24 protein-coding genes are annotated in these 26,716 nt (G+C 65.7%); 16 read left to right on the top strand and 8 right to left on the bottom strand.

The annotated features are described in order from the left end of the window. Positions 1–158 precede the first annotated feature (158 nt). The 3 genes from AC5P67_RS03480 to AC5P67_RS03490 are packed head-to-tail and all read left to right on the top strand — an operon-like array spanning position 159 to position 5,272. Positions 159–815 (top strand): TetR/AcrR family transcriptional regulator, encoded by a 657-nt coding sequence (locus AC5P67_RS03480; protein WP_005410245.1) that lies wholly within the window; start codon positions 159–161, stop codon positions 813–815. Then, entirely contained in the window at positions 815–2,083 is a 1,269-nt protein-coding gene (locus AC5P67_RS03485; RefSeq protein ID WP_088431487.1) for an efflux RND transporter periplasmic adaptor subunit, read from the top strand. The genes AC5P67_RS03480 and AC5P67_RS03485 overlap by 1 nt, the downstream gene beginning before the upstream one ends. 15 nt (positions 2,084–2,098) lie before the next feature. Continuing rightward, positions 2,099–5,272, top strand: coding sequence for a multidrug efflux RND transporter permease subunit (locus AC5P67_RS03490; protein WP_099481432.1), 3,174 nt, complete (start codon positions 2,099–2,101; stop codon positions 5,270–5,272). Positions 5,273–5,424: 152 nt separating this feature from the next. Here AC5P67_RS03490 and AC5P67_RS03495 read toward each other — a convergent pair whose 3' ends face one another. Next, the gene (locus tag AC5P67_RS03495) at positions 5,425–5,787 is read right to left on the bottom strand and encodes a hypothetical protein (protein WP_224119239.1); all 363 of its coding nucleotides are present in this window, start codon (positions 5,785–5,787) and stop codon (positions 5,425–5,427) included. Positions 5,788–5,995: 208 nt separating this feature from the next. Between AC5P67_RS03495 and AC5P67_RS03500 the strand changes: the two genes are divergently transcribed. Further along, on the top strand, positions 5,996–6,913 hold the full coding sequence (locus AC5P67_RS03500; RefSeq protein ID WP_005413923.1) for a hypothetical protein: 918 nt from the start codon (positions 5,996–5,998) through the stop codon (positions 6,911–6,913). Positions 6,914–6,958: 45 nt separating this feature from the next. Here the strand turns inward: AC5P67_RS03500 and AC5P67_RS03505 are convergent, their stop codons facing one another. Continuing rightward, positions 6,959–8,107, bottom strand: coding sequence for an acyl-CoA dehydrogenase family protein (locus tag AC5P67_RS03505; protein WP_043034707.1), 1,149 nt, complete (start codon positions 8,105–8,107; stop codon positions 6,959–6,961). 153 nt (positions 8,108–8,260) lie between these two features. Between AC5P67_RS03505 and AC5P67_RS03510 the strand changes: the two genes are divergently transcribed. The 4 genes from AC5P67_RS03510 to AC5P67_RS03525 all read left to right on the top strand — a co-directional run bounded on the left by AC5P67_RS03510 (position 8,261) and on the right by AC5P67_RS03525 (position 14,310). Then, positions 8,261–9,190 (top strand): ArsR/SmtB family transcription factor, encoded by a 930-nt coding sequence (locus tag AC5P67_RS03510; RefSeq protein ID WP_005410251.1) that lies wholly within the window; start codon positions 8,261–8,263, stop codon positions 9,188–9,190. Between the two features lie 12 nt (positions 9,191–9,202). Further along, complete coding sequence (locus AC5P67_RS03515) at positions 9,203–10,294, top strand: homocysteine S-methyltransferase family protein (protein ID WP_220084294.1); 1,092 nt, start codon at positions 9,203–9,205, stop codon at positions 10,292–10,294. A gap of 57 nt (positions 10,295–10,351) precedes the next feature. Beyond that, a complete protein-coding gene (metH, locus tag AC5P67_RS03520; protein ID WP_495214297.1) occupies positions 10,352–13,036 on the top strand; it encodes a methionine synthase in 2,685 nt (894 codons plus the stop codon). An 86-nt stretch (positions 13,037–13,122) separates the two neighbouring features. Beyond that, positions 13,123–14,310, top strand: a complete 1,188-nt coding sequence (locus tag AC5P67_RS03525) for an MFS transporter (protein ID WP_062607387.1) — start codon at positions 13,123–13,125, stop codon at positions 14,308–14,310. 48 nt (positions 14,311–14,358) lie between these two features. Here the strand turns inward: AC5P67_RS03525 and AC5P67_RS03530 are convergent, their stop codons facing one another. From AC5P67_RS03530 to AC5P67_RS03550, 5 genes are all read right to left on the bottom strand, one after another. Next, positions 14,359–15,039, bottom strand: a complete 681-nt coding sequence (locus AC5P67_RS03530) for a DUF2058 domain-containing protein (protein ID WP_005410255.1) — start codon at positions 15,037–15,039, stop codon at positions 14,359–14,361. Positions 15,040–15,049: 10 nt separating this feature from the next. Further along, complete coding sequence (locus tag AC5P67_RS03535) at positions 15,050–15,292, bottom strand: SlyX family protein (protein ID WP_005410256.1); 243 nt, start codon at positions 15,290–15,292, stop codon at positions 15,050–15,052. After that, positions 15,285–16,634 (bottom strand): UDP-glucose dehydrogenase family protein, encoded by a 1,350-nt coding sequence (locus tag AC5P67_RS03540; protein WP_241889346.1) that lies wholly within the window; start codon positions 16,632–16,634, stop codon positions 15,285–15,287. The genes AC5P67_RS03535 and AC5P67_RS03540 overlap by 8 nt, the downstream gene beginning before the upstream one ends. 23 nt (positions 16,635–16,657) lie before the next feature. Continuing rightward, a complete protein-coding gene (locus AC5P67_RS03545) occupies positions 16,658–17,635 on the bottom strand; it encodes an FKBP-type peptidyl-prolyl cis-trans isomerase (protein WP_005413927.1) in 978 nt (325 codons plus the stop codon). A gap of 96 nt (positions 17,636–17,731) precedes the next feature. Beyond that, positions 17,732–18,319 carry a glutathione peroxidase gene (locus AC5P67_RS03550; RefSeq protein ID WP_005410259.1) on the bottom strand — a complete coding sequence of 196 codons (588 nt, stop codon included), beginning with the start codon at positions 18,317–18,319 and terminating at the stop codon, positions 17,732–17,734. Between the two features lie 365 nt (positions 18,320–18,684). Here AC5P67_RS03550 and AC5P67_RS03555 point away from each other — a divergent pair, with 365 nt between their 5' ends. The 7 genes from AC5P67_RS03555 to AC5P67_RS03585 all read left to right on the top strand — a co-directional run bounded on the left by AC5P67_RS03555 (position 18,685) and on the right by AC5P67_RS03585 (position 23,264). Next, the gene (locus AC5P67_RS03555; RefSeq protein WP_005410260.1) at positions 18,685–18,921 is read left to right on the top strand and encodes a hypothetical protein; all 237 of its coding nucleotides are present in this window, start codon (positions 18,685–18,687) and stop codon (positions 18,919–18,921) included. A gap of 2 nt (positions 18,922–18,923) precedes the next feature. Beyond that, positions 18,924–19,283: a GntR family transcriptional regulator gene (locus AC5P67_RS03560; protein ID WP_005410261.1), complete on the top strand. Its 360-nt coding sequence runs from the start codon at positions 18,924–18,926 to the stop codon at positions 19,281–19,283. After that, positions 19,283–20,158, top strand: a complete 876-nt coding sequence (locus tag AC5P67_RS03565; protein ID WP_062607394.1) for an ABC transporter ATP-binding protein — start codon at positions 19,283–19,285, stop codon at positions 20,156–20,158. The genes AC5P67_RS03560 and AC5P67_RS03565 overlap by 1 nt, the downstream gene beginning before the upstream one ends. Beyond that, positions 20,155–21,183: an ABC-2 transporter permease gene (locus AC5P67_RS03570; protein WP_005410263.1), complete on the top strand. Its 1,029-nt coding sequence runs from the start codon at positions 20,155–20,157 to the stop codon at positions 21,181–21,183. The genes AC5P67_RS03565 and AC5P67_RS03570 overlap by 4 nt, the downstream gene beginning before the upstream one ends. A 25-nt stretch (positions 21,184–21,208) precedes the next feature. Continuing rightward, positions 21,209–22,096 (top strand): GIN domain-containing protein, encoded by an 888-nt coding sequence (locus AC5P67_RS03575; RefSeq protein WP_241889347.1) that lies wholly within the window; start codon positions 21,209–21,211, stop codon positions 22,094–22,096. A gap of 30 nt (positions 22,097–22,126) precedes the next feature. After that, on the top strand, positions 22,127–22,738 hold the full coding sequence (locus AC5P67_RS03580) for a YggN family protein (RefSeq protein ID WP_005413931.1): 612 nt from the start codon (positions 22,127–22,129) through the stop codon (positions 22,736–22,738). A gap of 100 nt (positions 22,739–22,838) precedes the next feature. Then, positions 22,839–23,264 carry a hypothetical protein gene (locus AC5P67_RS03585; RefSeq protein ID WP_005413932.1) on the top strand — a complete coding sequence of 142 codons (426 nt, stop codon included), beginning with the start codon at positions 22,839–22,841 and terminating at the stop codon, positions 23,262–23,264. 73 nt (positions 23,265–23,337) lie between these two features. On the opposite strand, the gene AC5P67_RS03590 is transcribed toward AC5P67_RS03585, so the two are convergent. Further along, on the bottom strand, positions 23,338–24,765 hold the full coding sequence (locus AC5P67_RS03590; RefSeq protein WP_012480781.1) for a class II fumarate hydratase: 1,428 nt from the start codon (positions 24,763–24,765) through the stop codon (positions 23,338–23,340). Positions 24,766–25,058: 293 nt separating this feature from the next. Here AC5P67_RS03590 and purB point away from each other — a divergent pair, with 293 nt between their 5' ends. After that, positions 25,059–26,426 (top strand): adenylosuccinate lyase, encoded by a 1,368-nt coding sequence (gene purB, locus AC5P67_RS03595; protein ID WP_024958488.1) that lies wholly within the window; start codon positions 25,059–25,061, stop codon positions 26,424–26,426. Positions 26,427–26,716 lie beyond the last annotated feature (290 nt).

A 26,716-nucleotide genomic window follows, 5' to 3' on the forward strand; every position in this document is an offset into this window, starting at 1 on the left:
GTTTGCTGCGGTTCAAACGCCTATTCAGTTCGCACCGGTATGGTGCTGGCGCCTGTTTCAGCACTGCCGACAGGATCGGCAAAACGTGTTACGGGAAGACACACGCGGCGACGCCGATGCGATTCCACAATCCTGAACTGGACGGTATAGTCCACCGCGTGAACCCGGCCTACCTCCCCGTTGCCCTCGATGCACGCGATGAGCGTGTGTTCGACGCCGTACGCGAACTGCTGGCCCAGCAGGGCATGCAGATGAGCATGGAGGCGGTGGCCCAGCACGCCGGCTGCTCCAAGCAGACCCTGTACTCGCGCTACGGCAGCAAGCAGGAACTGCTGCGCCGGGTGATGCAGCGCCACGTCGGCCACGCTACCGGCGCCATGGTTCGTGCACTCCGCACTGACGACCTGCGTGCCAGCCTGCTCCAGTTCGCCACCGACTTCCTGGAGCACTTCAACCAACCGCACGTGGGCCAGGCTTGCCGGCTGATCGCCGCCGACGCGGCCCAGTTTCCCGAAGAGGCGCGTACGCTGTACCGGCACGGAGCCGGCGCACTGACGCTTCATCTTGCTGAATGGATTGAAACCGTTTGCATGCGTGGCCAGCTCCGGCATGACGACCCGCACTTCATGGCCGAACTGCTGCTGAGCATGATTGCCGGTCAGGATTTCGACAAACAGCGTTTCCATACCCCCCATCGTGATGACGCGCGGCTGCGTCGGCGCTGGGCAGAGTTCTCCGTCGACAGCTTCCTGCGCGCCTTCGCGCCTCAGCCGTCGCCGGCCCCGTCTTCAAACCAACCCCGGAGTTCCTCCTGATGACCGCCCCACTCCGCACCCTTGCCTTGACGTGCGCCGTTGCTGTCGCGCTGGCTGCCTGCAAGAAGCCGGAACAGCAGACGCCCCCGCCGCCGGAGGTGGGCGTGATCGACGCCAAGCCGCAGACCCTGCCGCTGCAGCGCGAGCTGGTCGGTCGCCTGTCGCCGTTCCGCAGCGCCGACGTGCGTGCGCGCGTGCCGGGCGTGCTGCTCAAGCGCGTCTACCAGGAAGGCTCGCAGGTCAAGCAGGGCCAGACCCTGTTCCTGATCGACCCGGCGCCGCTGCGTGCCTCGCTCAACGCCTCCGAAGCACAGCTGGCCTCGGCCCGCGCGACCTACGCCAACGCCAAGGTGGCCGCCGACCGTGCACGTTCGCTGGCGCCGCAGCAGTTCGTCTCCAAGTCCGACCTGGACAACGCTGAATCGGCCGAGCGTACCGCGCTGGCGGCGGTCAAGCAGGCCGAAGCAGCGGTGACTTCCTCGCGCATCAGCCTGGGCTACACCGAAGTAACCGCACCGATCAGCGGCGTGGCCAACAAGCAGCAGGTCACCGAAGGCGCGCTGGTCGGCCAGGGCGATGTGACCCTGCTGACCACCGTCGACCAGCTCGACCCGCTGTACGTGAACTTCTCGCTGAGCGTGGACGAGCTGACCCAGCTGCGCGCGCAACAGGCCAAGGGCGCGCTGGCGCTGTCGGGCGACGGCAAGGCCACGGTGAACGTCAAGCTGGCCGATGGCAGCACCTACAGCGAGCCGGGCACCCTGGACTTCTCCTCGACCACGGTCGACCCGGCCACCGGTGCGGTGTCGTTGCGTGCGTTGCTGCCGAACCCGCAGCAGATCCTGCTGCCGGGCGCCTTCGTCAGCTTCCAGGCCAACCTGGGCGAACGCAACAATGCCTTCCTGGTACCGCAGCAGGCCCTGCTGCGCGACACCACGGGCGGCTACGTGATGGTGGTCGGCGCCGACGGCAAGGTCGCGCGCAAGAACGTGAAGACCGATGGCGCGCAGAACGGCAACTGGCTGGTCAGCGACGGCCTGGCCGCCGGCGACAAGGTGATCGTGGCCGGCGTGCAGAAGGTCAAGGAAGGTGCACCGGCGGTGGCCAAGCCGTGGACCCCGGGGCAGGACGCCAACGGCAAGCCGGCCGCAGGCGGCGCCGCTCCGGCGGGCACCGCACCGGCTGCTGGCAAGGCACCGGCCGACGCGGCCAAGCCCGAGCAGGCCGATGCGGCCAAGCCGGCCGCCACCGATTCGAACAAGCAGTAACGGGAACCTTCCGTCATGCCTAAATTTTTCATCGAACATCCAGTCTTCGCCTGGGTGGTGGCGATCCTGATCTCGCTCAGCGGCGTGATCGCGATCCTCAACCTGGGCGTGGAGTCCTATCCCAACATCGCCCCACCGCAGGTCACCGTCTCGGCCACCTACCCGGGCGCCAGTGCCGACACCACGGAAAAATCGGTCACCCAGGTGATCGAGCAGCAGCTGACCGGTATCGATCACCTGCTGTACTTCAGCTCTTCCTCGTCGTCCAACGGCCGTGCGCAGATCACCCTGACCTTCGAGACGGGTACCGATCCGGACATCGCCCAGGTGCAGGTGCAGAACAAGGTCTCGCTGGCCACGCCACGACTGCCTTCGGAAGTGACCCAGCAGGGCGTGGTGGTGGCCAAGGCCAACGCCGGCTTCCTGATGGTGGTGGCGCTGCAGTCCGATACCCCGACCATCAACCGTGATGCGCTGAACGACATCGTTGGTTCGCGCGTGCTCGACCAGGTCTCGCGTATCCCCGGCGTCGGCAGCACCCAGCAGTTCGGTTCCGAGTACGCGATGAACATCTGGCTGAACCCGGAAAAGATGCAGGGTTATGGCCTGTCGGCCAGCCAGGTGCTGGCTGCGGTGCGCGCGCAGAACGTGCAGTTCGCCGCCGGTGCGCTTGGCTCGGATCCGTCGCCGGAAGGCCAGCACTTCACCGCCACGGTCTCGGCCGAAGGCCGCTTCAGTTCGCCGCAGGAGTTCGAGAACATCATCCTGCGCGCCAACGCTGACGGCTCGCGGGTGCTGTTGAAGGACATCGCCCGCGTTGCCTTCGGTGCCAACAACTACGGTTTCGACACCCAGTACAACGGCAAGCCGACCGGTGCCTTCGCCATCCAGCTGCTGCCGGGCGCCAACGCCCTGAACGTGGCCGAGGCGGTGCGCGCCAAGATGGACGAGCTGCAGCCCAGCTTCCCGTCCGGGGTGACCTGGTTCTCGCCGTACGACAGCACCACCTTCGTCAAGATCTCGATCCAGGAAGTGGTCAAGACGCTGTTTGAAGCAGTGTTCCTGGTGTTCCTGGTGATGCTGATCTTCCTGCAGAACTTCCGCGCCACGCTGATCCCGACCCTGGTCATCCCGGTGGCGCTGCTCGGTACCTTCCTGGGCATGTGGATGATCGGCTTCACGATCAACCAGCTGACCCTGTTCGCGATGGTGCTGGCAATCGGCATCGTGGTCGATGACGCGATCGTGGTGATCGAGAACGTCGAACGCATCATGACCGAGGAAGGCCTGGCGCCGAAGCCGGCCACGCAGAAGGCGATGACCCAGATCACCGGCGCGGTGGTGGCGATCACCGTCGTGCTGGCTGCGGTGTTCATCCCGTCCGCCCTGCAGGGCGGCGCCGCCGGTGAGATCTACAAGCAGTTCGCCCTGACCATCGCCATTTCGATGGCGTTCTCGGCGTTCCTGGCGCTGGGCTTCACCCCGGCGCTGTGCGCGACCTTCCTGAAGCCGACGCACAACGACAATCCGAACATCGTCTACCGCACCTTCAACAAGTACTACGACAAGATCAGCCACACCTATGTCGGCCACATCACCTCGGCGGTGCGCCATGCGCCGCGCTGGATGATCCTGTTCGTGGTGCTCACCGCACTGTGCGGCTTCCTGTTCACCCGCATGCCGGGCAGCTTCCTGCCGGAAGAAGACCAGGGCTATGCGCTGGCGATCGTGCAGCTGCCGCCGGGCTCGACCAAGGGCCAGACCAACGAAGTGTTCGCGCAGATGCGTGGCATCCTGGAAAAGCAGGATGGCTATGAAGGCATGCTGCAGGTGGCCGGCTTCAGCTTCGTCGGTTCCGGCGAGAACGTCGGCATGGGCTTCATCCGCCTGAAGCCGTGGGAGGAACGCAAGTTCACCGCGCCCGAGTTCATCCAGAACATGAACGGCGCGTTCTACGGCATCAAGGAAGCGCAGATCTTCGTGGTCAACCTACCCACCGTGCAGGGCCTTGGCCAGTTCGGCGGCTTCGACATGTGGCTGCAGGACCGCAGCGGTGCCGGTTACGAGCAGCTGACGCAGGCCCGCAACATCCTGCTCGGCCAGGCCGCGCAGAAGCCGGACCACCTGGTCGGCGTGCGCCCGAACGGCCTGGAAAACGCGCCGCAGCTGCAGCTGCATGTAGACCGCGTGCAGGCGCAGTCGATGGGCATGTCGGTGTCGGACGTGTACAGCACCATCCAGCTGATGCTGGCCCCGGTGTACGTCAACGACTTCTTCTACGAAGGCCGCATCAAGCGCGTGACCATGCAGGCCGATGGTCCGTACCGCACCGGCCAGGAGTCGCTGAAGAGCTTCTACAGCCCGTCCAGCCTGACCAAGAACGCCGATGGCACCAATTCGATGATCCCGCTGAACACGGTGGTCAAGTCCGAGTGGGTGTCGGCACCGCCGTCGCTGAGCCGCTACAACGGCTACTCGGCGATCAACATCGTCGGCTCGCAGGCCCCGGGTACCAGCTCGGGCGAGGCGATGCAGACCATGGAGAGCATCGTCAACGACGACCTGCCGGCCGGCTTCGGCTACGACTGGTCGGGCATGTCCTACCAGGAAATCCTGGCTGGCAACGCGGCGACGCTGCTGCTGGTGCTGTCGATCGTAGTGGTGTTCCTGTGCCTGGCCGCGCTGTATGAGAGCTGGTCGATCCCGGTGGCGGTGCTGCTGGTGGTGCCGCTGGGTGTGCTCGGTGCCCTCGGCCTGTCGATGCTGCGCGGCCTGCCCAACGATCTGTTCTTCAAGATCGGCCTGATCACCGTGATCGGCCTGGCGGCGAAGAACGCGATCCTGATCGTGGAGTTCGCGGTGGAGCAGCGCGCCGCCGGCAAGAACCTGCGCGATGCCACCATCGAAGCGGCCCGCCTGCGTTTCCGCCCGATCCTGATGACCTCGTTCGCGTTCATCATGGGCGTGATCCCGATGGCGATCTCCACCGGCGCGGGCGCCAATTCCCGCCACGCCATCGGTACCGGCGTGATCGGCGGCATGCTGTTCGCCACCCTGCTCGGCCTGTTGATGATCCCGGTGTTCTTCGTGGTCGTGCGCCGCATGCTGGGCGACAAGCTGGATGAACCGTCCAAGGAGTTCATGGAACGCCAGCGCGACGCGGATGCAGCACACCGTCCGGATCGTTGATCCAGCGGTGAACTGAAACGAGAAAGGCCCCGGTGCGATCCGGGGCCTTTTTTGTTGCCGCTTCTGGACCCATGCCGCCCCAGGTCGGCATCTACCGGAGCGACGCATACCCGGTAGTCGCCAACCTTGGTGGGCGCTGTCCGGGCAGCGTCTCAGCGCAACACTGCAATCACCACGCATGCCGCCACAATCGCCAGCGCAGGCCATTGCATCGGCAGGAAGAAGAAGTGATGCGGAGCATGCTGCCCAGGTGCACGCGGCTTTCGATTGAGCACGAAACCCAGCACCGTGTTGATTGCCGAGCCAAGGCCGAACGCCAGCAGGACCTGGCTGAGTGAAGTATTGCCGCGACCCACCGCTGGATCCGGGAACAGGATGAGGATGAGCAGCACGGCAGCGATCGGTGTGAGCAGGGTCAGCAGCCCTGCGCCTCGATAGATGAGCATGTGGTGGCGTCCATGAACGGTGGAGCATTCTGCGACCAAGGAGCGGGAATGCCAATGGATCGTTGGCATGTCGCCTGCCCGGAGACCGGTCGCATACGGCCTGTACTGAAAAGTCCCTTCCACTGCTGCGCCGACAACGAGGCGCTCAAGGCGTCTACCGGTTTCGCATAAGGCCCCCGCTTTGGATTCCTGGGCGCGCAGAAGTGCGGCACGCCCGGATCGTTGCTATCCAGATGCCTCCACGGCAATCGATCCGATGCCGCCCAGGAGACAGTTCATGGAAAGAGCACCACTACGACGCTTCAGCCGCCCCGCCCTTCTGCTTGGCGCGCTCTTCGCGGCCAGCAGCGTCCAGGACGCACATGCGGCAGGCGTCCTCGTCTGCGACAACTGTCGCGATCCACGCGCACTGGCGCTTTACTCGGGCACGGGGCCCACCATCGTCGTCGACTTCCAGCAGCGCCGGCTCCATGGCTTCGATGTGGAATACGATCGCGAGCTGCGTCGGTATCGCGCCACCAGGGCGCAGATTCCCGAGCCAATCAACGCATCCTTCAATCGGATCATGGGGATGCTCGACAACAACGTGCCAACCGTACAGTTCGCGCCGCGGCAGTGGGCCGGAAGAGGAGTCCAGTACGAGGTTCATCCTGATGACCCGCAATACGCCAACGGCATAGGCTTCCCGGAAGAGCACAAGAACCTCAACGCCTACGATGTCGTGCAGATGGCAACCGAGCGATTCAGGCTGGAGAGCGCCATGGGCAAGGCATTCACAGGCGCCACGACATCGTCGAGGGCTTGGAACAGCATGGCGACATTCCTGTCCTCGATCGGCCTGAGCTTCGTCAGCAAGGCCCTCGGAATCGACGGTGCAATCTACAGGATCACCTGGCGCGATGGCTCGAAGACTACGCTGGCCATCGTCTCTTCGTCAGTGGACACCGCCAGATACGTGCAAGGCCAGAGCAAGGACGCCAATGGCAACATGATTCCCGACGGCGCGGCAACCAGCCCCGGCCTGGCCCAACACTTCGCCGGCACCTACAACTTCAACAGCCGGGACGATCTGGATCGATGGATCGACTCCGGTCGCCTCTATGGGGTGAACATGTTCCCCGGTGCTCCACCTGAGTCGCTGCAGATCGTCTGTGAATGGAACGGAACGGATATCGTTTGCCGATTGCCACGTTGATCGCACAAAGGAAACGGGGCGGCAATCGCCGCCCCGTCGCGTCCATCAGCGCAACCCGGTCTCGTTGCGCGCGATCACCAGGCGCTGGATCTCCGAGGTGCCCTCGTAGATCTCGGTGATCTTGGCATCACGGAAGTAACGCTCCAGCGGCATCTCCTTCGAGTACCCCATGCCGCCGTGGATCTGCACCGCCTGGTGCGTGATCCACATCGCTGCTTCCGAAGCGGTCAGTTTGGCCACCGCTGCTTCGGTGCTGAAACGCTTGCCCTGACCCTTCACCCACGCGGCACGCAGGGTCAGCAGCAGCGCTGCGTCCAGCTTGCACTTCATGTCGGCGATCTTGGCCTGGGTCATCTGGAAGGTGCCGATGGCCGCGCCGAAGGCCTTGCGCTCCTTCACGTATTCCAGGGTCGCCTCATAGGCGGCGCGGGCGATGCCGATGGCCTGCGAGGCGATGCCGATGCGGCCAGCATCGAGCACGCTCATGGCGATCTTGAAGCCCTCGCCTTCCTGGCCCAGCACGTCTTCGGCCTGCGCCACGTAATCGCTGAACTCGATCTCGCAGGTGGCCGAAGCGCGGATGCCCAGCTTCGGCTCGGTCTTGCCGCGACCGAAGCCCGCCTTGTCGGTATCGATGAGGAAGGCGGTGATGCCGCGCGCGCCCTTGTCCGGCTCGCTCATCGCGAACAGCACGATGTACCTGGCCACCGGGCCGGAGGTGATCCAGCTCTTCTTGCCGTTGATGACGAAGGTGCCGTCGGCCTGCTTCACCGCGCGGCAGCGCATGGCGGTGGCATCGGAGCCGGACTGCGGCTCGGTCAGCGCGAACGCGCCAATGGCCTCGCCCTCGGCGATGGCACGCACGTAGGTCTGCTTCTGCTGCTCGGTACCGTGGGTGAGGATGCCGTTGCAGAACAGCGAGTTGTTGACCGACATGATGGTCGAATGGGCTGCGTCGGCGGCGGCGACCTCCACCATCGCCAGCACGTACGCAACCGGGTCCATGCCCGCGCCACCGTATTCGGTCGGCACTTCGATGCCCATCAGGCCGTTCTCGCCCAGCAGGCGGATGTTGTCGAGCGGGAACTCGCCGGTACGGTCATGGTGCTCCGCGCTCGGGGCGATCTTCTCCTGCGCGATGCGCCGCGCAACGTCCTGCAGCATCAACTGCTCTTCGGTAAAGCTGAAATCCACAACACCCTCCCGGGTACATGAAGTTATGGGCTACATACGGCGCGCCCAGGTGCCCCGATTGTACCGGGGCCCGGCTGTTTCCGTACGCTGGCGACTTGACCGCGACGGGCCCTTTCAGCGAATATATCTCTATATCGCGATAGGTAGATATTTATGGATCTTGAAGACTGGTCGACCCGCCTGAAGGTGTTCGCCGATGCGACCCGCGTGCGCCTGCTGGCGCTGCTGGAGCAGGAGGAACTGACCGTGGCCGAACTGTCGGCGATCACCCGGCTGGCACAGCCACGCGTGTCCACCCACCTGGCGCGCCTGAAGGAAGCCGGCCTGGTCCGCGACCGCCGTGCGGGCGTATCGGCCTATTACCGCTTCGACGAGGCCCAGCTGGACCCGGCGCAGCGTGCATTGTGGCATGCCTTGAGCAACGGAAGCGATGACCCGCTGCTGCGCCAGGACGCTGAACGCGTCGCTGCCGTGCTGGCCCATCGCGCCTCCGACCAGAACTGGGCCGACAGCGTGGCCGGCGACATGGAACGCCACTACTCCCCGGGGCGCACCTGGGAAGCCCTCGCCCGCACCGCGCTGCCGCTGCTGGAGACCGGCGACGTGCTGGACATCGCCTCTGGTGACGGCGTGCTGGCCGAACTGGTGGCCCCGCATGCCAAGCGCTACATCTGCATCGACACCAGCGCGCGCGTGGTCGCCGCCGCCAGCGAGCGCCTACGCCGTCTGCCCAACGTGGAAGTGCGCGAGGGCGACATGCATGCGCTGCCCTTCAAGGACAACAGTTTCGATCTGGTAGTGCTGATGCACGCGCTGACCTACGCCAGCAAGCCGGCGCAGGCGGTGACCGAAGGCGCGCGCGTGCTGCGCCCCGGTGGCCGCCTGCTGCTGTGCAGCCTCGCCCGCCACGAGCACAAGGCAGCAGTGGAGGCTTACGGCCACGTCAACCTCGGTTTCAGTGACAAGGAACTGCGCAGGTTCGTCGACAAGGCCGGCCTGCAGGTGTCCAGCCTGGAGACGGTTACCCGCGAAAAGCGTCCGCCGCACTTTGAAGTGATTTCACTGATCGCCCACAAGCCCTGAGCCGAGACCGCCATGCCTGCCCTGCCCTGGTTGCATCCTGATCGTGCCAACGCCCTGCTCGACGCCCTGCGCGAGCGGATCCTGATCATCGACGGCGCGATGGGTACGATGATCCAGCGCCATGGCCTGCAGGAAGACGATTACCGTGGCGAGCGCTTCGCCGATGGCTACGACCATCTGCATGGCCCCGGCTGCGATCACGCAACACCGGAAGGCCATGACCTGAAGGGCAACAACGACCTGCTGCTGCTGACCCGGCCGCAGATCATCGCCGACATCCACACCGCCTACCTGGAAGCGGGCGCGGATCTGGTCGAGACCAACACCTTCAACGCCACGTCGGTCAGCCAGGCCGACTACCACCTCGAACACCTGGTGTACGAATTGAACAAGGCCGGTGCCGCAGTTGCGCGAACCTGCTGTGATGCAGTGGCTGCGACCACGCCGGGCAAGCCCCGCTTCGTGATCGGGGTGATCGGCCCCACCAGCCGCACCGCCTCGATCAGTCCCGACGTCAATGATCCGGGCTTCCGCAACACCAGCTTCGACGAGCTGCGCGACACCTACCGCGAAGCGATCGAGGGCCTGATCGACGGCGGTGCCGACACCCTCATGGTCGAGACCATCTTCGACACGCTCAACGCCAAGGCGGCGCTGTATGCGCTGGAAGAGGCTTTTGATGCGCGTGGCGCGCGCTTGCCGGTGATGATCTCCGGCACCATCACCGACGCGTCCGGACGCACCCTGTCCGGGCAGACTGCGGAAGCCTTCCATGCCTCGCTGGCGCATGCTCGGCCGCTGTCGATCGGGCTGAACTGCGCGCTGGGCGCCGATGCGATGCGACCGCACGTGGAAACCCTTGCGCAGGTCGCCGACTGCTACGTCAGCGCACACCCCAATGCCGGTCTGCCCAATGCCTTCGGCGAGTATGACGAGACGCCGGAGGACATGGCCAGCACCCTGCGAGGCTTCGCCGAAGATGGCCTGCTGAACCTGGTCGGCGGCTGCTGCGGCTCCACGCCCGACCATATCCGCGCCATTGCCGCGGCTGTGACCGGGCTGCCGCCGCGCGCACTGCCCGGCACCCGGGAGCAGGCCGCATGAATGTCGCCGCCACCGTTCCGCACTTCCCGCCCTATTGCTGCTGAGCCGACGCCTGCCATGACGCCTGTCCGCCCTACCCGCCTGTCCGGCCTGGAACCCCTGGTCATCACCCCGGACCTGCTGTTCATCAACGTCGGCGAACGCACCAACGTGACCGGCAGCGCGCAGTTCCGCAAGCTGATCAAGGAAGGCCGCTACGAAGAAGCGGTGGACGTGGCCCGCCAGCAGGTGGCAAGCGGCGCGCAGATCCTCGACGTCAACATGGACGAGGGCCTGATCGATTCGGAAGCGGCGATGACCCGCTACCTCAACCTGATCATGTCCGAGCCGGACATCGCCCGCATCCCGGTGATGGTCGACTCCTCCAAGTGGAGCGTGATCGAGGCCGGCCTGAAGTGCCTGCAGGGCAAGAGCGTGGTCAACTCGATCTCGCTGAAGGAAGGCGAGGCACTGTTCCGCGAGCACGCGCGCAAGGTCCTGCGCTACGGTGCTGCCGCGGTGGTGATGGCCTTCGATGAAAGCGGGCAGGCCGATACCTGCGCGCGCAAGGTCGAGATCTGCACCCGCGCCTACCGCATCCTGGTCGACGAGATCGGCTTCCCGCCGCAGGACATCATCTTCGATCCGAACATCTTCGCCGTCGCCACCGGCATCGAAGAACATGACAACTATGCGGTGGACTTCATCGAAGCCACCCGCATCATCAAGCAGACGCTGCCGCACTGCCACGTCTCCGGTGGCGTCTCCAACGTCTCGTTCTCGTTCCGCGGCAACGAAACGGTGCGCCAGGCCATCCATTCGGTGTTCCTGTACTACGCCATCGCCGCCGGCATGGACATGGGCATCGTCAATGCCGGTGCCATGCCGATCTACGATGAGCTGGAGCCGGAGCTGCGTGAGCGCGTGGAGGATGTGATCCTCAACCGCCGCAGCGATGCCACCGAACGCCTGCTGGAGATCGCCGAGCGCTACAAGGGCAGGAAGGGTGCGGCGAAGACCGAAGACCTGGCCTGGCGCGACAAGCCGGTGGCGCAGCGCCTGGCGCATGCACTGGTGCACGGCCTGGATGCCTTTGTCGAGGAAGACACCGAGCTGGCCCGGCAGGCCTCCAGCCGCCCGCTGGACGTGATCGAAGGCCCGCTGATGGACGGCATGAACATCGTCGGTGACCTGTTCGGCGCCGGCAAGATGTTCCTGCCGCAGGTGGTGAAATCCGCGCGTGTGATGAAGAAGGCCGTGGCCTACCTGCTGCCGTACATCGAGGCGGAGAAGGCGCGCAGCGGCGACACTGCCAAGAGCAACGGCAAGATCATCATGGCCACGGTGAAGGGCGATGTGCATGACATCGGCAAGAACATCGTCGGCGTGGTCCTGGCCTGCAACAACTTCGAGGTGGTCGACCTTGGCGTGATGGTGCCGGCGCAGAAGATCCTCGATGCCGCGCGCGAGCACAACGCCGACCTGATCGGCCTGTCCGGTCTGATCACTCCCTCGCTGGAGGAGATGAGCCACGTCGCCCGCGAGATGGAGCGCCAGGGTTTCAATCTGCCGCTGCTGATCGGCGGCGCCACCACCTCGCGCGCGCACACCGCGTTGAAGATCGACCCGCACTACAAAGCGCCTACGGTGTGGGTGAAGGACGCCTCGCGCGCGGTCGGCGTGGCCCAGTCGCTGATCTCGCGCGACCTGCGCGAAGCCTTCGTTGCCGCCAACGAGGCCGACTATGCCGAGATCCGGGCACGGCACCGCAATCGTGGCGATGCCAAGCGCCTGGTGTCGCTGGAACATGCACGCGGGCAGAAGTTCCAGGGCGACTGGGGGAACTACACGCCGCCCGCACCGAAGCAGCCGGGCCTGCACGTCTTCGATGACTATCCGCTGGCCGAGCTGGTCGAGTACATCGACTGGACGCCGTTCTTCCAGGCCTGGGAGCTTGCCGGCAAGTTCCCGGCGATCCTCACCGACGAGATCGTCGGCAGCCAGGCCAGCGAGCTTTACCGCGATGCCCGCGCGATGCTCGACCGCATCGTCGGCGAGAAGTGGCTGACCGCCAAGGCCGTGTTCGGCCTGTGGCCGGCCAACAGCGTCGGCGACGACGTGCGCGTGCAGCACCCACAGGGCGAGACCACCCTGCACTTCCTGCGCCAGCAGGTGGACAAGCCGGCCGAGCGCCCGGATTTCTGCCTGGCCGATTTCATCGCCCCGACCGACAGCGGCAGGCAGGACTGGATCGGCGCGTTCGCGGTCACCGCCGGCATCGGCATCGATGCCCACGTGGCGCGCTTCGAAGCCGAGCATGACGACTACAACGCGATCCTGCTGAAGGCGCTGGCCGACCGCTTCGCCGAAGCCCTGGCCGAGCGCCTGCATCAGCGCGTACGCACGGAATTCTGGGGTTATGACCAGGCCGAGACGCTGGACAACGACGCCCTGATCGATGAGCAGTACCGTGGCATCCGCCCCGCCCCCGGCTATCCGGCGTGCCCCGAGCACAGCGAGAAGCGGCGCCTGTTCGATCTGCTGCGGGCCGAGGCCAACGCCGGCATGGAACTGACCGAGAGCTTTGCGATGCTTCCGACCGCCGCAGTGTCGGGCTACTACTTCAGTCATCCGCAAAGCCAGTACTTCGTGGTCGGGCGCCTCAGCCGCGAGCAGGTCACCGACTACGCCCGGCGCAAGGGCGTGGAGCGCGCCCAGGCCGAGCGCTGGCTGGCCTCCAACCTCGACTACGATCCCGAATGACCCGAAAAGGGGACGGAGGGGATTAAGTCGTTTGTGCCTCAAACGACTTAATCCCCTCCGTCCCCTTTTTGCTTCATCATTCCGCGATGACCGTTCCCGTTGCCCGTCTTTCCAGCTTCTACCTGTTCTATTACGCGGCGCTGGGCGCGTTCACTCCGTACTGGAGCCTGTTCCTCACTGCACGCGGGATGAGCGTGACCGCCATCAGCGTGATGATGGGGCTGTGGTATGCCACACGCGTGGTTGCACCCAGTGCCTGGACCTCGCTGGCAGCCACCTCACCGCGGCCGATCCGACTGTTGCGCATCGGCTGCGTACTGACCCTGATCAGCTTCGCCGCATTCCTGCTGCCTCTGCCGCAGCCATGGATGTATCCGGCGATGATCGTGTTCTGCTTCTTCTACAACGCGGTGATGCCGCAGTTCGAGTCGATCACCCTCACCCATCTCGGCAGCGACAGCCACCGCTACGGCCTGATCCGGGTCTGGGGTTCGCTTGGGTTCATCGCCATCGTCACCCTGTTCGGCTGGCTGATCGAAGGTGACGGCACCGCCGGCCGCGCCGGGCTGCTGCCCTGGATGATGCTGCCGCTGTTCGTCCTGCTGGTCGCCTCGGCCTTCAGCAACCACTACGCACGCGACATCGGCAGGACCGGCGGCGATGCCAGCGGCTTCTGGCAGATCGTGCGCCGCCCGCCGGTGCTGGCGTTCTTCCTGGCCGCTTTCATGGAGCAGCTCTCGTTCGGCCCGTACTACACCTTCTTCTCGGTCTACATGGACCACCACGGCTATCGCACATCCACGCTCGGCCTGCTCTGGACCATCGGCGTGGTGTTCGAAGTGGGCGTGTTCTTCACCATCGGCCGTTTCTTCCGCCGCTATGACGCCAGCTGGATGCTGCTGATCGCCCTGGTCAGCTCCTGCCTGCGCTGGGCGGTGACCGCGCTGTTCCCGGAAAACCTGCCGGTGATGCTGCTGGCGCAGACCGCGCACGCGCTGGGCTTTGCCGCGTTCTTCGCCGCGGCGATGCAGATGCTGGCGATCTACTTCCCCGGACGCCTCAATGGCCATGGCCAGGGCCTGCTGTACGGTTTCTCGTCCGGTGTCGGCGGCGTGCTGGGCGCGCTCATCGCCGGCCAATTGTGGAAGATCGACGAGGGACGCACGGCCTTCCTCGCAGGTAGCGGATTCGCTCTGGTCGGCGCACTGCTGTGCTTCTTCGCGCTGAGCCTGCCGTTGATCCGTGCACGCCACAGCACTGCGCGCGTCCGGTAACGAAAACGCCGGGCAATGCCCGGCGTTTTCATCGTGCAGCAGGTGCAGTTACCAGACCAGGTCGTCCGGTACCTGGTACTGCGGGTCCGCGTAGGGATCTTCCTCGGCCGGCGCGTTCGGGTCGACCTTCAGTGCCACCGATGCGGCAAACACCGCTTCGGACTGTGCCAGCACTTCGGCGGTCACCAGCAGGTAACGGCCATTGAGCTGGACCACGCCCAGCTCACCGGCATTGAGCGCGGTCAGCTGTTCGGCGGTCACGTAGATGCGCTTGATCTTGCCGCCATACGGGAAGTGGCGAGCGATATCAGCCGCCTCGGAGTTCAGGCCCTTGTCCTTCAGCAGTTCTTCCAGCTTGGCCTTCGCCTCGCGGCGCACGCGTGCTTCTTCCTGCTTCAGGCGCTCGGTCTCGATGCGCTCTTCCTTCTCACGCTGCGCACGGATGGCATAGGCCTTGGCTAGATCCATCTCTTCGGCGCTGCGCGGCTTGCGCGGGCCCTGCTGGCCCGGGCCACGCGACTGGCCGGGCCTGCCCGGGCCACCGTGGCCATGCCCGCGACGCTCACCGGGCTTGTGCTCGCCCTTGCCAGCGCCCTGCGGCTTTCCATTGCCGTTGCCACCCTTGCCCTGCGGGCGGCCATCACGGCGGGGGCCATCATTCTTGCGCTCGGGCTTGGGCGCGGGCTTGAAGCCCAGGCCCATCAGCTGGTCGCGGAGGGTATCGCTCATAGGATTCGGATCAGTAGTGCGGCGGCGGCGGTTCGCTCGCCGGATCGGAAGAATTCAGTGCGTTGCGGACCTTGCCCAGGTCCTCCAGCAGCACACGCAACACGTCGGCATTGCGCATGCCCTGCATGCGGGCATCGGCCAGCGCATCGCTCAATTCGGCAAGCGCCTGTTCCTGGAAGGACACGCGCATTTCCAGTTCGACCAGGCGCGCTTCCAGCGCCTGCTCCCGTTCGGTCGGCAGCAGGTCAGACATGCAGCGAACGCCCCCGGCCAATGCCGTAGTACGCCAGGCCAGCAGCTTCCACTTCGGCAGGATCGTACAGATTGCGCCCATCGAACACCGCCGCGTCCTTCAGCTGCTCGCGCAGCTTCTGGAAGTCGGGGCTGCGGAACTGCTTCCACTCGGTGACCACCACCAGCGCGTCGGCCTCTTCGAGGGCCTCATCAGCACTGCTGCAGAACACCAGGTCATCGCGCTCGCCGAAGATGCGCTGCGATTCATGCATCGCTTCCGGATCATAGGCACGCACCGTGGCACCGCCTTCCCACAGCTGCGCCAGCAGGCGACGGCTGGAGGCTTCACGCATGTCGTCGGTATTCGGCTTGAAGGCCAGGCCCCACACGGCAAAGGTCCTGCCACGCACGCCTTCGTCCTCGCCCTTGTCGTAATGACGCTGGATGAGGGCGAACAGGTGGCCCTTCTGCGCATCGTTGACCGCTTCCACCGCGTTCAGCAGCTTCGGCTCAAGACCATGCTGCTGGGCGGTGCGGGCCAGCGCCTGCACGTCCTTGGGGAAGCAGGAGCCACCGTAGCCGGCGCCCGGGTAGATGAAGTGCCAGCCGATGCGCGGGTCCGAGCCGATACCCTGGCGGACCTGCTCGACGTCGGCACCGACGCGCTCGGCGATGTTTGCGATTTCGTTCATGAACGAAATCTTGGTCGCCAGCATCGCGTTCGCCGCGTACTTGGTCAGCTCGGCCGAGCGCACGTCCATTTCCACCACGCGGTCGTGGTTGCGGTTGAACGGCGCATACAGACGACGCATCACCGCGACCGACTCCTCGCTGGTCGCACCAATGATGATGCGGTCCGGGCGCATGCAGTCGGCGACCGCGTCGCCTTCCTTCAGGAATTCCGGGTTGGACACCACGTCAAAGGTGATGTCCGCGCCACGCGCGGCAAGTTCTTCAGCAATGGCCGCACGCACCTTGTCGGCGGTGCCGACCGGCACCGTCGACTTGTTGACCACCACGGTCGGCACGCTCATGTGCCGGCCAATGGTACGGGCCACGGCCAGTACGTACTGCAGGTCAGCGCTGCCGTCCTCGTCCGGCGGCGTGCCGACGGCGATGAACACCACCTGGCCATGCGCGATCGCGGACGCGGCATCGGTGGTGAATGCCAGCCGCGACGCGGCGTGGTTGGCCTTCACCATCGGCTCCAGGCCGGGCTCATAGATCGGGATGATGCCCTGGTTGAGGCCATCCACCTTGGCCTGGTCGATATCGACGCAGACCACCTGATGACCGACATCGGCCAGGCAGGTACCGGTCACCAGACCTACATAACCGGTACCGAAAATCGCAACGCGCATGTCCGTGCAGGCTCCGTGGTGGCTTACGGCAGGACGCCCAGCAGCTCGACGTCGAACGTCAGAGTCGCGTTCGGGCCGATCGGGCCACCCGGCGTACCGTTCTCGCCATAAGCCAGATTGCCCGGGATCCAGAAGCGGTACTTCGAACCGACCGGCATCAGCGCAACGCCCTCGGTCCAGCCCTTGATCACCTGGTCCAGGCCGAACTCGGCCGGCTGACGACCATAGGAGCTGTCGAACACGGTGCCGTTGAGCAGCTTGCCTTCATAGTTCACGCGCACCTTGCTGCTCGGCAGCGGGCGCTCGCCGCTACCCGGGCGGATGACCTGGTACTGCAGGCCCGAGGCCGTCGTCACGACGCCCGGCTGGGTCTTGTTCTTGGCCAGGAAGGCATTGCCTTCTTCGCGGTTGGTCTGCGCAGCAGCGGCAGCCTTGGCCTGCATTTCAGCCTGCTTGCTGCCCATGAAGGCCTGGATGGTGGCGGTCGCGTCAGCTTCCGTCATCTTCGGCTGGCCCTTGGTCAGGCCGGTGCTGATCGCGTCAAACAGCGAGGCAACATCGATGTCGTCCTTCAGCTGCGCCAGCGACGGGCCCACAGAGTAGGAACCGATCATCTGCGACACCTTGACGCGGTCGACCTTCGGCGGCTGCGAACCCGGCGCCATGCCCGGCACCTGCTGGCCGCTGCGGGCCATCACGACCTGGCGCAGGGCCGCGTCGGTGGCCTTGGCCTGTTCCTGGGTGATCTGCGGCTGCAGGCCTTCGAACGAACGCTCCACGGCGGTGCGCAGCGCGGCCACGTCGATCTCATCGGCGATCGGGGTGAACGACTTGGCCACGTCCAGGCCGATGGCGTAGCCGAGCTTCTGCTTGGGGGAATTCAAGGTTGCGGTCTCCTTGGCGGCTGCGGGGGCAGCCGATTGTTGCGACAGAGCGACACCTGAAGTGCCCATCGCCAGAATCAGAACCGACGCCGCGGCGCCGCGCATTCCCATCTTCATTCGCTGCATTCCTGGAAGTGTCTGGGCGCCGACGTCGGCGCGAAAAGAAGCATTGTCGCACGCATGCCGTCGATGTCGAGGCATCCGTGCCGGATATCAATGTGCGGCCGCTGCGGCCAGCGCCTTGTCGATGGCCGCAGTCAGCTGCGGATCATCCGGCGTCACCTTGCTGGCGAACTGGGCGATGACCTTGCCATCGCGGCCGACCAGGTACTTGTGGAAATTCCAGCCCGGGGCCACGCCGGTGGCCGCGGTCAACCGTTGATAGAGCGGCGTCGCCTCCGCACCGACCACGTGCACCTTCTCGAACATCGGGAACTTGACCCCGTAGGTGAGCGTGCAGAAATCCTGGATCTGCTTCTCGTCACCGGGCTCCTGGCCCTTGAAATCGTTGGACGGGAAGCCGAGCACGGCAAAACCTCGGCCGGCATAGCGCTTCTGCAGCGCCTCCAGGCCTTCGTACTGAGGGGTATAGCCGCACTTGCTTGCGGTATTGACCACCAGCAGCACCTGTCCGTGGTAGCGCTGCTGCAGGTTGACCTGCTGCTTGCTGGCCAGCGGGCGGTAGTCGAGGTCGAGAAGATCGGCCGCCAGCACCTGGGTGGAACCGGCCAGGCCGGCTACCAGCAGGGTCAGCAGGGACAGGCCGCGCAGGCGGCGCGGCATAACGGTCGGCAAGGGCATCGAGAGCAGTCCGCGGTGGCCATTCACAGGGCCGGCCGGTAGCGGCCGGAGTCGGCCGAACTATAGCACCGGGCCCCCTTCCCCCTTGTTGCAAGGGGCGCCTGTGGCTTTGCGCGGCGTGGCGCTTTCCTGCACGACCCGCCAGCAACGGCGCAGTAATGACATAGCATGGACAACACTGAATGGAAGGCGGGCCTGGGTCGGCCCGCGCCAGAACCTGATTTCCCTTCCGAATCAATCGGATAAACGGATATTTCAGCGATTTGACCACCCCTGCCATCAGTTGGGGACGGCAAGGGGTTGCACGTAGGCGTGCCGGTGTTATAGTTGCATACAACACCAGTCACCTGAGACAGGGGGAAGCCATGAACGCCCGGATCCGTCGCAACCTCACCGCACCCGCGGCCGCTGCTGTTTCGACCCTGATCGTGCTGGCCTGGCTGGCCACGCCCACCGCCCCCGCCTCGCCCGACAGTGCGCAGGATGCAATCGCTACACCGGCCGGGAACGCCGATTCCTCCCCCCCTCCCCCGCGTCGGCTGCACAGCTCCCTGTCCATGCCGTATTTCTCGTTCGCCCAGCCGCTGACCCCACGGAGCTGAATATGAGCGACATCCAGTGGAGCGACGGCGCTCCCATCTACCGTCAGTTGAAGGAGCGCGTGATCGCCATGATGCTCGACGGAATCCTCAAGCCGGGCGATGCCCTGCCTTCGGTGCGCCAGGTGGCCGCCGATTACCAACTGAACCCCATCACCGTTTCGCGCGCTTACCAGGAACTGGCCGACGAAGGCCTGGTCGAAAAGCGCCGCGGGCTGGGCATGTTCATGACCGAGCAGGCCGCCACGCAGCTGCGCAGCAGCGAGCGCGAGCGCTTCCTCAATGAAGAATGGCCGGCCGTGCTGGAGCGCATCCAGCGCCTGGGCCTGAGCCTCGACGAATTGCTGCCCCAGGGGAAAGTCTGATGAATAGCACCGCAAGCGAACCGGTCATCACCGCCCGCGGCCTGCGCAAGGCCTACAAGTCCACCGTTGCCCTCGACAGTGCCAGCTTCAGCATTCCGGGCGGGCGCATCGTCGGCCTGATCGGTCCCAATGGCGCCGGCAAGACCACCGCGCTGAAGGCCATTCTTGGCCTCACCTCGGTGGAAGGTGAGTTGAGTGTGCTCGGGCGCGACCCGCGGCTGCACCGCGACGAACTGATGAACGACATCTGCTTCATCGCCGACGTCGCCGTGCTGCCGCGCTGGCTGAAGGTGCGCGAAGCCATCGATTTCGTCGCCGGCGTGCATCCGCGCTTCGACCGCGCCCGCTGCGAGCGCTTCCTGGCCAACACCAAGCTGCAGCCGAAGCAGCGCGTGCGCGAGCTGTCCAAGGGCATGATCGTGCAGCTGCACCTGGCACTGGTGATGGCCATCGATGCCCGCATCCTGGTACTGGACGAGCCCACCCTGGGCCTGGACATCCTGTACCGCAAGGAGTTCTACCAGCGCCTGCTGGAAGACTACTTCGACGAGCAGAAGACCATCATCGTCACCACCCACCAGGTGGAAGAGATCGAGCACATCCTCAGCGACGTCATGTTCATCCGTGATGGCCGCATCGTGCTCGATGCGGAAATGGACGAGGTCGGCCAGCGTTACACCGAACTGCTGGTCAACGCCGACCAGCTGGAGACCGCACGCGCCCTGAAGCCGATCGACGAACGCAGCCTGGCGTTCGGCAAGACCGTGATGCTGTTCGACGGCGTACCGCGCGCCCAGCTTTCCACCCTTGGCGAGACCCGCAGCCCGGGCCTGGCCGACCTGTTCGTCGCCGTCATGAAGGGGACCTACGCATGAATGCCGTCAACCATCCCGTCAGCCCCCTCGGCACGCTGCGCTGGCTGCTCAAGCGCGAGTACTGGGAAAACCGCGGCGGTTTCCTGTATGCCCCGCTGATCGCCGGCCTGATCTCGCTGGTGATGAGCACCGTCGGCATCGCCTTCGGCCTGTTCGCGCTGAACCGCGCGGCGCGCAACGGTGCGCTGCATGTCGATGGCGAGAGCGTGAACGTCAATGGCCTGGACCTGGCGCTGCTCACCCGCAACATCGACGGCAAGGACCTTGCCGACCTCGGTAACGGCCTTGACCTGACCCTGGTGCTCAGCTCGGCATGGCCGTTCCTGGTGCTGGCCTTCGTGGTGTTCTTCTATTGCCTCGGCGCCCTGTACGACGACCGCCGCGACCGCAGCATCCTGTTCTGGAAGTCGTTGCCGCTGTCGGATACCCAGACCGTGCTGTCCAAGGTCATCAGCGCACTGGTCGTGGCACCGCTGATCGCGGTGATTGCCGGCATCATCACCATGTTCGGCTTCATGCTGATCATCAGCATCGTCGCGCTGATGCACGGTGGCAGCCCGATGGCGCTGATCTGGGGGCCCGCCAGCCCGTTGACCCTGGCCGCTGGCCACCTGAGCTGGATTCCGGTCTACGCGCTTTGGGCCCTGCCCACTGCAGGGTGGCTGCTGCTGTGCTCGGCCTGGGCCAAGAGCAAGCCGTTCCTGTGGGCGGTGATGCTGCCACTGTTTGCCGGCGTCATCGTCAGCACCACCAAGATCATGCCGCTGTTCGGCCTGACCACCGGCTGGTTCTGGCAGAACATCGTCGGCCGCCTGCTGCTGGGCGGCGTGCCCGGCATGGACCTGCTGTACCGCCTCGGCGCAGGTGAAGGTTCGCGCCGCGACCTGGATTCGGTGGTCAGCCTGATGTCCCCCGCCTCTCAGCTGAAGTCGCTGGCGATGCCGGAGCTGTGGATCGGTGCGGCCGTCGGGGCACTGTTCATCTTCCTCGCCATCCGCCTGCGCAAGCGCGCCGGCGAGATCTGATTCCATCCACCCGGAGGCACCACCCATGCGTTCTTTGCTCGCCTGTTCTGCGTTGTTGCTGTTGCCGTTGTCGGCGCTGGCCGCCGATGCTCCGAACTGCAAGTTCACTGCCGCCCGCGCGCTGAAGCTGGACGTGGCCGGTGCCAAGACGGTGGTGTTCGAGGTCAACCAGCATGACCTGAAGGTGGTCGCCAGCGCTGGCGGCGGCCAGCTGGACGGCCGCGCCTGCGCGTCCAGCCAGGAATGGCTGGACCAACTGGTACTGGACCAGCGCAAGGTGGGCGACAAGCTGGTGGTGAGCCTGCGCCGCGAAGGCCGCCAAAGCGGCATCAGCCTGGGCAACAGCTACGCCTGGCTGGATATCCGTGGCAGCGTGCCGGACAACCTGCCGCTGCAGTTCAAGGTCGGCTCGGGTGACGCCAGCGTGGAAAACGCACAGTCGCTCAGCGTGGACGTCGGCTCCGGTGACGCGGTGGCCCGCGGTACCCGTGGCAGCATCCACGCTGCAGTGGGTTCCGGCGACCTCAACATCGATGGCGGCAGTTCGCTGAATCTGCTGTCGCTGGGTTCGGGCGACGTCAATGCCCGCAACATCGGCGGCGATGCCATCACCGGCACTGTCGGTTCGGGTGACCTGAAGATCACCGATGTGCGTGGCAACACACGCCTGGATACGGTCGGCTCCGGCGACATCGAGTTCAAGCGCGTGCAGGGCAGCGTCGAAGTCGGCGTGGTCGGCTCCGGTGGCATCGATCTGGCCGATATCGGCGGCAACGTGCATGTGCGCAGCCACGGCTCGGGCGACATCCAGGTGGACGGCGTACGCGGCAGCCTGACCGTCGATCACAGCGGCAGCGGCGATATCGAACACCGCAACGTCAGCGGCCGGGTCACCCTGCCGCGCAGCAAGTAATCCTCTTCCACACACGTCCAGGGGAACATCATGAACCTGTTGCGCCTGCTGCCCGCTACCCTGCTGTGCCTGCCGCTGATCGCCTGTGGTGGCACGTCCTCCGCCCCCGACAAGAGCGTCGGCAAGAGCGTCGCCGAAGCCACCAGCGGCGTTGGCCAGACCGTCAAGGAAGCCATGGACGATGCCCGCAAGGACATCGCCCAGGGCAACATCAAGATCTCGGCCGACAAGCAGCCGCGTGCGGAGATCACGCCGGATGGCCGCCTGCTGATCGCCGGCAAGGAGGTCGCCGCCAACGACGTCCAGCGCCGCCACCTGCAGGAGTACCGCGGTCACGTGGTCGCCGTTGCGATGGCGGGCATGGATGTCGGGCTGGCCGGCGCCAAACTCGGCGCCAACGCCGCCGGTGAAGCGCTGAAGGGCATCTTCAGCGGCGACAGCGAAGGGGTGGAGAAGCGCATCAACGCCGAAGCCGCCAAGATCGAGGCCCAGGCCAAGCGCATCTGCGATCGCCTGCCGGCGATGCTGGCCAGCCAGCAGGCACTGGCGCGCGAGCTGCCGGCATTCAAGCCCTACGCGACGATGGACCAGAGCGACGTGGACGACTGCGGCAAGGACAACTCGGTCACGTTCTCCAACTGAGACAAATCGACGCACCCGACCGGCTGCGGCCTTCCGTTGCCGGTCGGGCACTGTCGGCGGGCTTACAATGGGCCCCCCGGATGCCCCCGAACCGAACGCCATGAAGAAGTTGTTCCTGCTGCTGGCCACCCTGCTCTGCCTGGGCCTGGTCGGCTGCGACAAGGATTACCGCAATCACCGCGCCGAGCGCGGCAAGCCCAAGATTTCCGTCAGCGAAGGCATGGTGACCGTGCGCCGCCCGCCGGCACCGAACATCATCATCCTCGGCGACGGCACGATGAAGGTGGACGAGATCCAGATTCCACTGGACGACGGGCAGAAGCAGATGCTGCAGACGATGTTCGGCAAGCTGCAGGTGCTGCGCCAGAACACGCTGGTGGCCGCACCGGCCGATCCGAACATGCAGCCGGTGAAGATCCAGCCGCCGGAGGGCATGGAGGTGATCCCGGCCGACCTGATCCAGCGCATCCCCGAGTTCAAGGATTACACCGACACCTTCGGCAACATCGTCGCCGACCGTCGCTGAAGAAAAACGCCGCCCGAGGGCGGCGTTCTCGTTTCCGTAGAGTCGAGCGTGGCTCGACTCTACAACCGGCCGATCAACCGCCGGCGCCACCACCGCCAGCCTGGATGCCACCAGCAGTCAGCGCAGTCGGGTCCAGCAGGCGACGCAGCTCGGCCTCATCAAGCCCGCTGTCTTCCAGCGCCACGTCCAGCACCGGGCGCTGTTCCTTGTAGGCACGCTTGGCAATCGCCGCTGCCTTCTCGTAGCCGATGATCGGGTTCAGCGCGGTGACCAGGATCGGGTTGCGCGCCAGCGCCTCGGCCACGCGGTCCTCGCGCACCTTCAGCCCGGCGATCGCGCTGTCGGCCAGCAGCCTGGACACATTGGCCAGCAGGCCGATGCCATCGAGCAGGTTCACCGCGATCAACGGCAGGGTGACGTTGAGCTGGAAGTTGCCGGTCTGCCCGGCCACGGTGATCGCGGTGTGGTGGCCGATCACCTGCGCGCAGGCCATCACCGTGGCTTCCGGAATGACCGGGTTGACCTTGCCCGGCATGATCGAGCTGCCCGGCTGCAGTGCCGGCAGTTCGATCTCGCCCAGCCCGGCCAGCGGACCGGCGTTCATCCAGCGCAGGTCATTGGCGATCTTGATCAGTGCCACGGCCAGCGCATTGAGCTGGCCGGACAGTTCCACCGCATCGTCCTGCGCGGCCAGGCCTTCGAACTTGTTCTCGGCGCTGTCGAACTTGAAACCGGTCTGCTGCTTCAGCGCCTTGGCCACCTGCGCGCCGAAGCGCGGGTCGGCGTTGATGCCGGTACCGATGGCGGTGCCGCCCAGCGGCAACCGGCGCACGCGCTTGAGGCTGTCTTCGATGCGCTCCTGCGCCGAGGCCAGCTGCGCCGACCACGCACCGAATTCCTGCTCGAAGGTGAGCGGCATCGCGTCCATCAGGTGGGTACGGCCGGTCTTGACCACCTTGCGCAGGCTGCGGCCCTTCTTGTCCAGGGTCTTGCGCAGGTGCACCAGCGCCGGCAGCAGCTGCTCGTGCGTCGCCAGCACCGCCGACACCCGCAGCGCAGTCGGAATCACGTCATTGGAGCTCTGCCCCTGGTTGACGTGGTCATTGGGATGCACGGTGGTCTTGCCCGCCTTGCCGGCACGGTTGGCCAGGGTGGCGATGACCTCATTGGCATTCATGTTCGACGACGTGCCCGAACCCGTCTGGTAGACGTCGATCGGGAACTGCGCGTCCCAGTTGCCGGCGGCCACTTCGGCAGCAGCGGTCTGGATGGCCTTGGCCACATTCTTCGGCAGGTGGCCCAGCTCGGCGTTGACGCCGGCGGCTGCGCCCTTGACCAGGCCCAGGGCGCGGATGAAACCGCGCGGCATGCGCTGGCCCGACACCGGGAAATTCTGCACGGCGCGCTGGGTCTGCGCGCCCCACAGGGCATCGGCAGGCACCTGCAGCTCGCCCATGCTGTCGTGTTCGATTCTGAAACCCTTGCTTGCAGCTTTGCTCATTGCATCAACTCCGCACTACTTCAGTTGGGGAAAGGGAAGCGGCGGCTGGCAGGGTGTCGCTTCCCGGGCTGGCGGCTGCGGCCACAATACTCCCTTGCCCGCCGCATGGGATGACGAGGGCGGGCCAGATCGTTCCACCTGCACGGCCGTTCTGCGCGCGCAAGGGTAGTGCCGGCCGCTGGCCGGCAATCCATAGAATCGCGGGCCGGGCGTGGTTGCCGGCCCGCGGCCGGCACTAGCTGACCGGCACGTCGTAGAATATGGCCCCCGCCGCTCGTCCCAGCCCTGCCGACATGTCCGATTCCGCCCTGCTCGCCCTGTCCCCGCTCGATGGCCGCTACGCCGGCAAGGTCGACGCCCTGCGCCCGATCTTCTCCGAATACGGCCTGATCAAGGCGCGCATCGTGGTCGAGGTGGAATGGCTGCTGGCGCTGGCCGCCGAACCGGGCATCGTCGAACTGGCGCCGTTCTCCGACGCCGCCGTCGCCCGCCTGCGCGGGTTGGCCGCCCGCTTCAGCCCGGCCCAGGCCGCGCGCGTGAAGGAGATCGAGCGCACCACCAACCATGACGTCAAGGCGGTGGAGTACTTCATCAAGGAACAGCTGAAGGACGACGCCGAGCTGGCTCCGGCGCTGGAATTCGTGCATTTCGCCTGCACCAGCGAAGACATCAACAACCTCAGCTACGGCCTGATGCTGGAACAGGCCCGCCGCGAGGTGCTGCTGCCGACCCTGGACGGCATCGCCACCACGCTGCGCAACCTCGCCCACGCCCAGGCCGGCCAGCCGATGCTGTCGCGCACCCATGGCCAGACTGCCTCGCCGACCACGCTGGGCAAGGAGCTGGCCAACGTGGTCGCGCGCCTGGAGCGCCAGCGCAGGCAGATCGCCGCGGTCGAGCTGACCGGCAAGATCAACGGCGCGGTCGGCAACTACAACGCCCACGTGGCCAGCTACCCGGACGTGGACTGGCCGGCCTTCGCCGAGCGCTTCGTGACCGGCCTGGGCCTGGTGTTCAACCCGTACACCACGCAGATCGAACCGCACGACAATGTTGCCGAGATCGGCGATGCCGCACGCCGTGCCAACATCATCCTGATCGACCTGGCCCGCGACATCTGGGGCTACATCTCGCTGGGCTACTTCAAGCAGCGCCTGAAGGAAGGCGAAGTCGGCTCGTCGACGATGCCGCACAAGGTCAATCCGATCGATTTCGAGAATGCGGAAGGCAACTTCGGTATCGCCAACGCGCTGTTCGAGCACTTCAGCGCGAAGCTGCCGATCAGCCGCTGGCAGCGTGACCTGACCGATTCCACCGTTCTGCGCGCACTGGGCACCGCGTTCGGCCACAGCCAGGTGGCGCTGGATTCGCTGGCCAAGGGCCTGGGCAAGCTGGAAGTGAACCCGCAGCGCCTGGATGCCGATCTGGACGCGGCCTGGGAAGTGCTGGCCGAGGCCGTGCAGACGGTGATGCGCCGCCATGGCCTGCCGAACCCGTACGAGCAGCTGAAGGCGCTGACCCGTGGCCAGGGCATCACCGCCGAGTCGATGCGTGCGTTCGTGCAGGGGCTGGAGCTGCCGGCGGATGCGAAGCAGCGCCTGCTGGAGATGACCCCCGGCAGCTACACGGGTCTGGCCGAGGCCCTGGCGAAGAAGATCTAAGGGGTTTCCTTTGCGGCGGCGGCCGCGGGCGCTGCCTGCGACAGGCAACGGCAACGGCAACGGCAACGGCGACAGCAACATCAACGTCCAGAGCGGCTCTGGATTGCTGCTAGCTGGGCGGGGCGGGAGGGGCCAGCGGGACACGCCGTGAACCCATCCATGGGGGCTCGATGGCGCCATCCATGGCGCCAACGGTCCCGCTGGCCCCTCCCGCCCCACCTCTGACAGATTTCCGGTGACGGATCGAAGAGCGTGGAGGTTGTCGAAACGGAATTTGAAAGAGGGACGCG

The sequence above is a fragment of the Stenotrophomonas sp. YJH_SMC_21 genome (assembly GCF_059369555.1).

Bases quoted from the DNA above. Each gene is read 5' to 3' on its own strand.
- AC5P67_RS03485 (WP_088431487.1), top strand. From the start codon at position 815: ATGACCGCCCCACTCCGCACCCTTGCCTTGACGTGCGCCGTTGCTGTC.
- AC5P67_RS03490 (WP_099481432.1), top strand. From the start codon at position 2,099: ATGCCTAAATTTTTCATCGAACATCCAGTCTTCGCCTGGGTGGTGGCG.
- AC5P67_RS03495 (WP_224119239.1), bottom strand. From the start codon at position 5,787: ATGCCAACGATCCATTGGCATTCCCGCTCCTTGGTCGCAGAATGCTCC.
- AC5P67_RS03500 (WP_005413923.1), top strand. From the start codon at position 5,996: ATGGAAAGAGCACCACTACGACGCTTCAGCCGCCCCGCCCTTCTGCTT.
- AC5P67_RS03510 (WP_005410251.1), top strand. From the start codon at position 8,261: ATGGATCTTGAAGACTGGTCGACCCGCCTGAAGGTGTTCGCCGATGCG.
- AC5P67_RS03515 (WP_220084294.1), top strand. From the start codon at position 9,203: ATGCCTGCCCTGCCCTGGTTGCATCCTGATCGTGCCAACGCCCTGCTC.
- metH (WP_495214297.1), top strand. From the start codon at position 10,352: ATGACGCCTGTCCGCCCTACCCGCCTGTCCGGCCTGGAACCCCTGGTC.
- AC5P67_RS03525 (WP_062607387.1), top strand. From the start codon at position 13,123: ATGACCGTTCCCGTTGCCCGTCTTTCCAGCTTCTACCTGTTCTATTAC.
- AC5P67_RS03530 (WP_005410255.1), bottom strand. From the start codon at position 15,039: ATGAGCGATACCCTCCGCGACCAGCTGATGGGCCTGGGCTTCAAGCCC.
- AC5P67_RS03535 (WP_005410256.1), bottom strand. From the start codon at position 15,292: ATGTCTGACCTGCTGCCGACCGAACGGGAGCAGGCGCTGGAAGCGCGC.
- AC5P67_RS03540 (WP_241889346.1), bottom strand. From the start codon at position 16,634: ATGCGCGTTGCGATTTTCGGTACCGGTTATGTAGGTCTGGTGACCGGT.
- AC5P67_RS03545 (WP_005413927.1), bottom strand. From the start codon at position 17,635: ATGAAGATGGGAATGCGCGGCGCCGCGGCGTCGGTTCTGATTCTGGCG.
- AC5P67_RS03550 (WP_005410259.1), bottom strand. From the start codon at position 18,319: ATGCCCTTGCCGACCGTTATGCCGCGCCGCCTGCGCGGCCTGTCCCTG.
- AC5P67_RS03555 (WP_005410260.1), top strand. From the start codon at position 18,685: ATGAACGCCCGGATCCGTCGCAACCTCACCGCACCCGCGGCCGCTGCT.
- AC5P67_RS03560 (WP_005410261.1), top strand. From the start codon at position 18,924: ATGAGCGACATCCAGTGGAGCGACGGCGCTCCCATCTACCGTCAGTTG.
- AC5P67_RS03565 (WP_062607394.1), top strand. From the start codon at position 19,283: ATGAATAGCACCGCAAGCGAACCGGTCATCACCGCCCGCGGCCTGCGC.
- AC5P67_RS03570 (WP_005410263.1), top strand. From the start codon at position 20,155: ATGAATGCCGTCAACCATCCCGTCAGCCCCCTCGGCACGCTGCGCTGG.
- AC5P67_RS03575 (WP_241889347.1), top strand. From the start codon at position 21,209: ATGCGTTCTTTGCTCGCCTGTTCTGCGTTGTTGCTGTTGCCGTTGTCG.
- AC5P67_RS03580 (WP_005413931.1), top strand. From the start codon at position 22,127: ATGAACCTGTTGCGCCTGCTGCCCGCTACCCTGCTGTGCCTGCCGCTG.
- AC5P67_RS03585 (WP_005413932.1), top strand. From the start codon at position 22,839: ATGAAGAAGTTGTTCCTGCTGCTGGCCACCCTGCTCTGCCTGGGCCTG.
- AC5P67_RS03590 (WP_012480781.1), bottom strand. From the start codon at position 24,765: ATGAGCAAAGCTGCAAGCAAGGGTTTCAGAATCGAACACGACAGCATG.
- purB (WP_024958488.1), top strand. From the start codon at position 25,059: ATGTCCGATTCCGCCCTGCTCGCCCTGTCCCCGCTCGATGGCCGCTAC.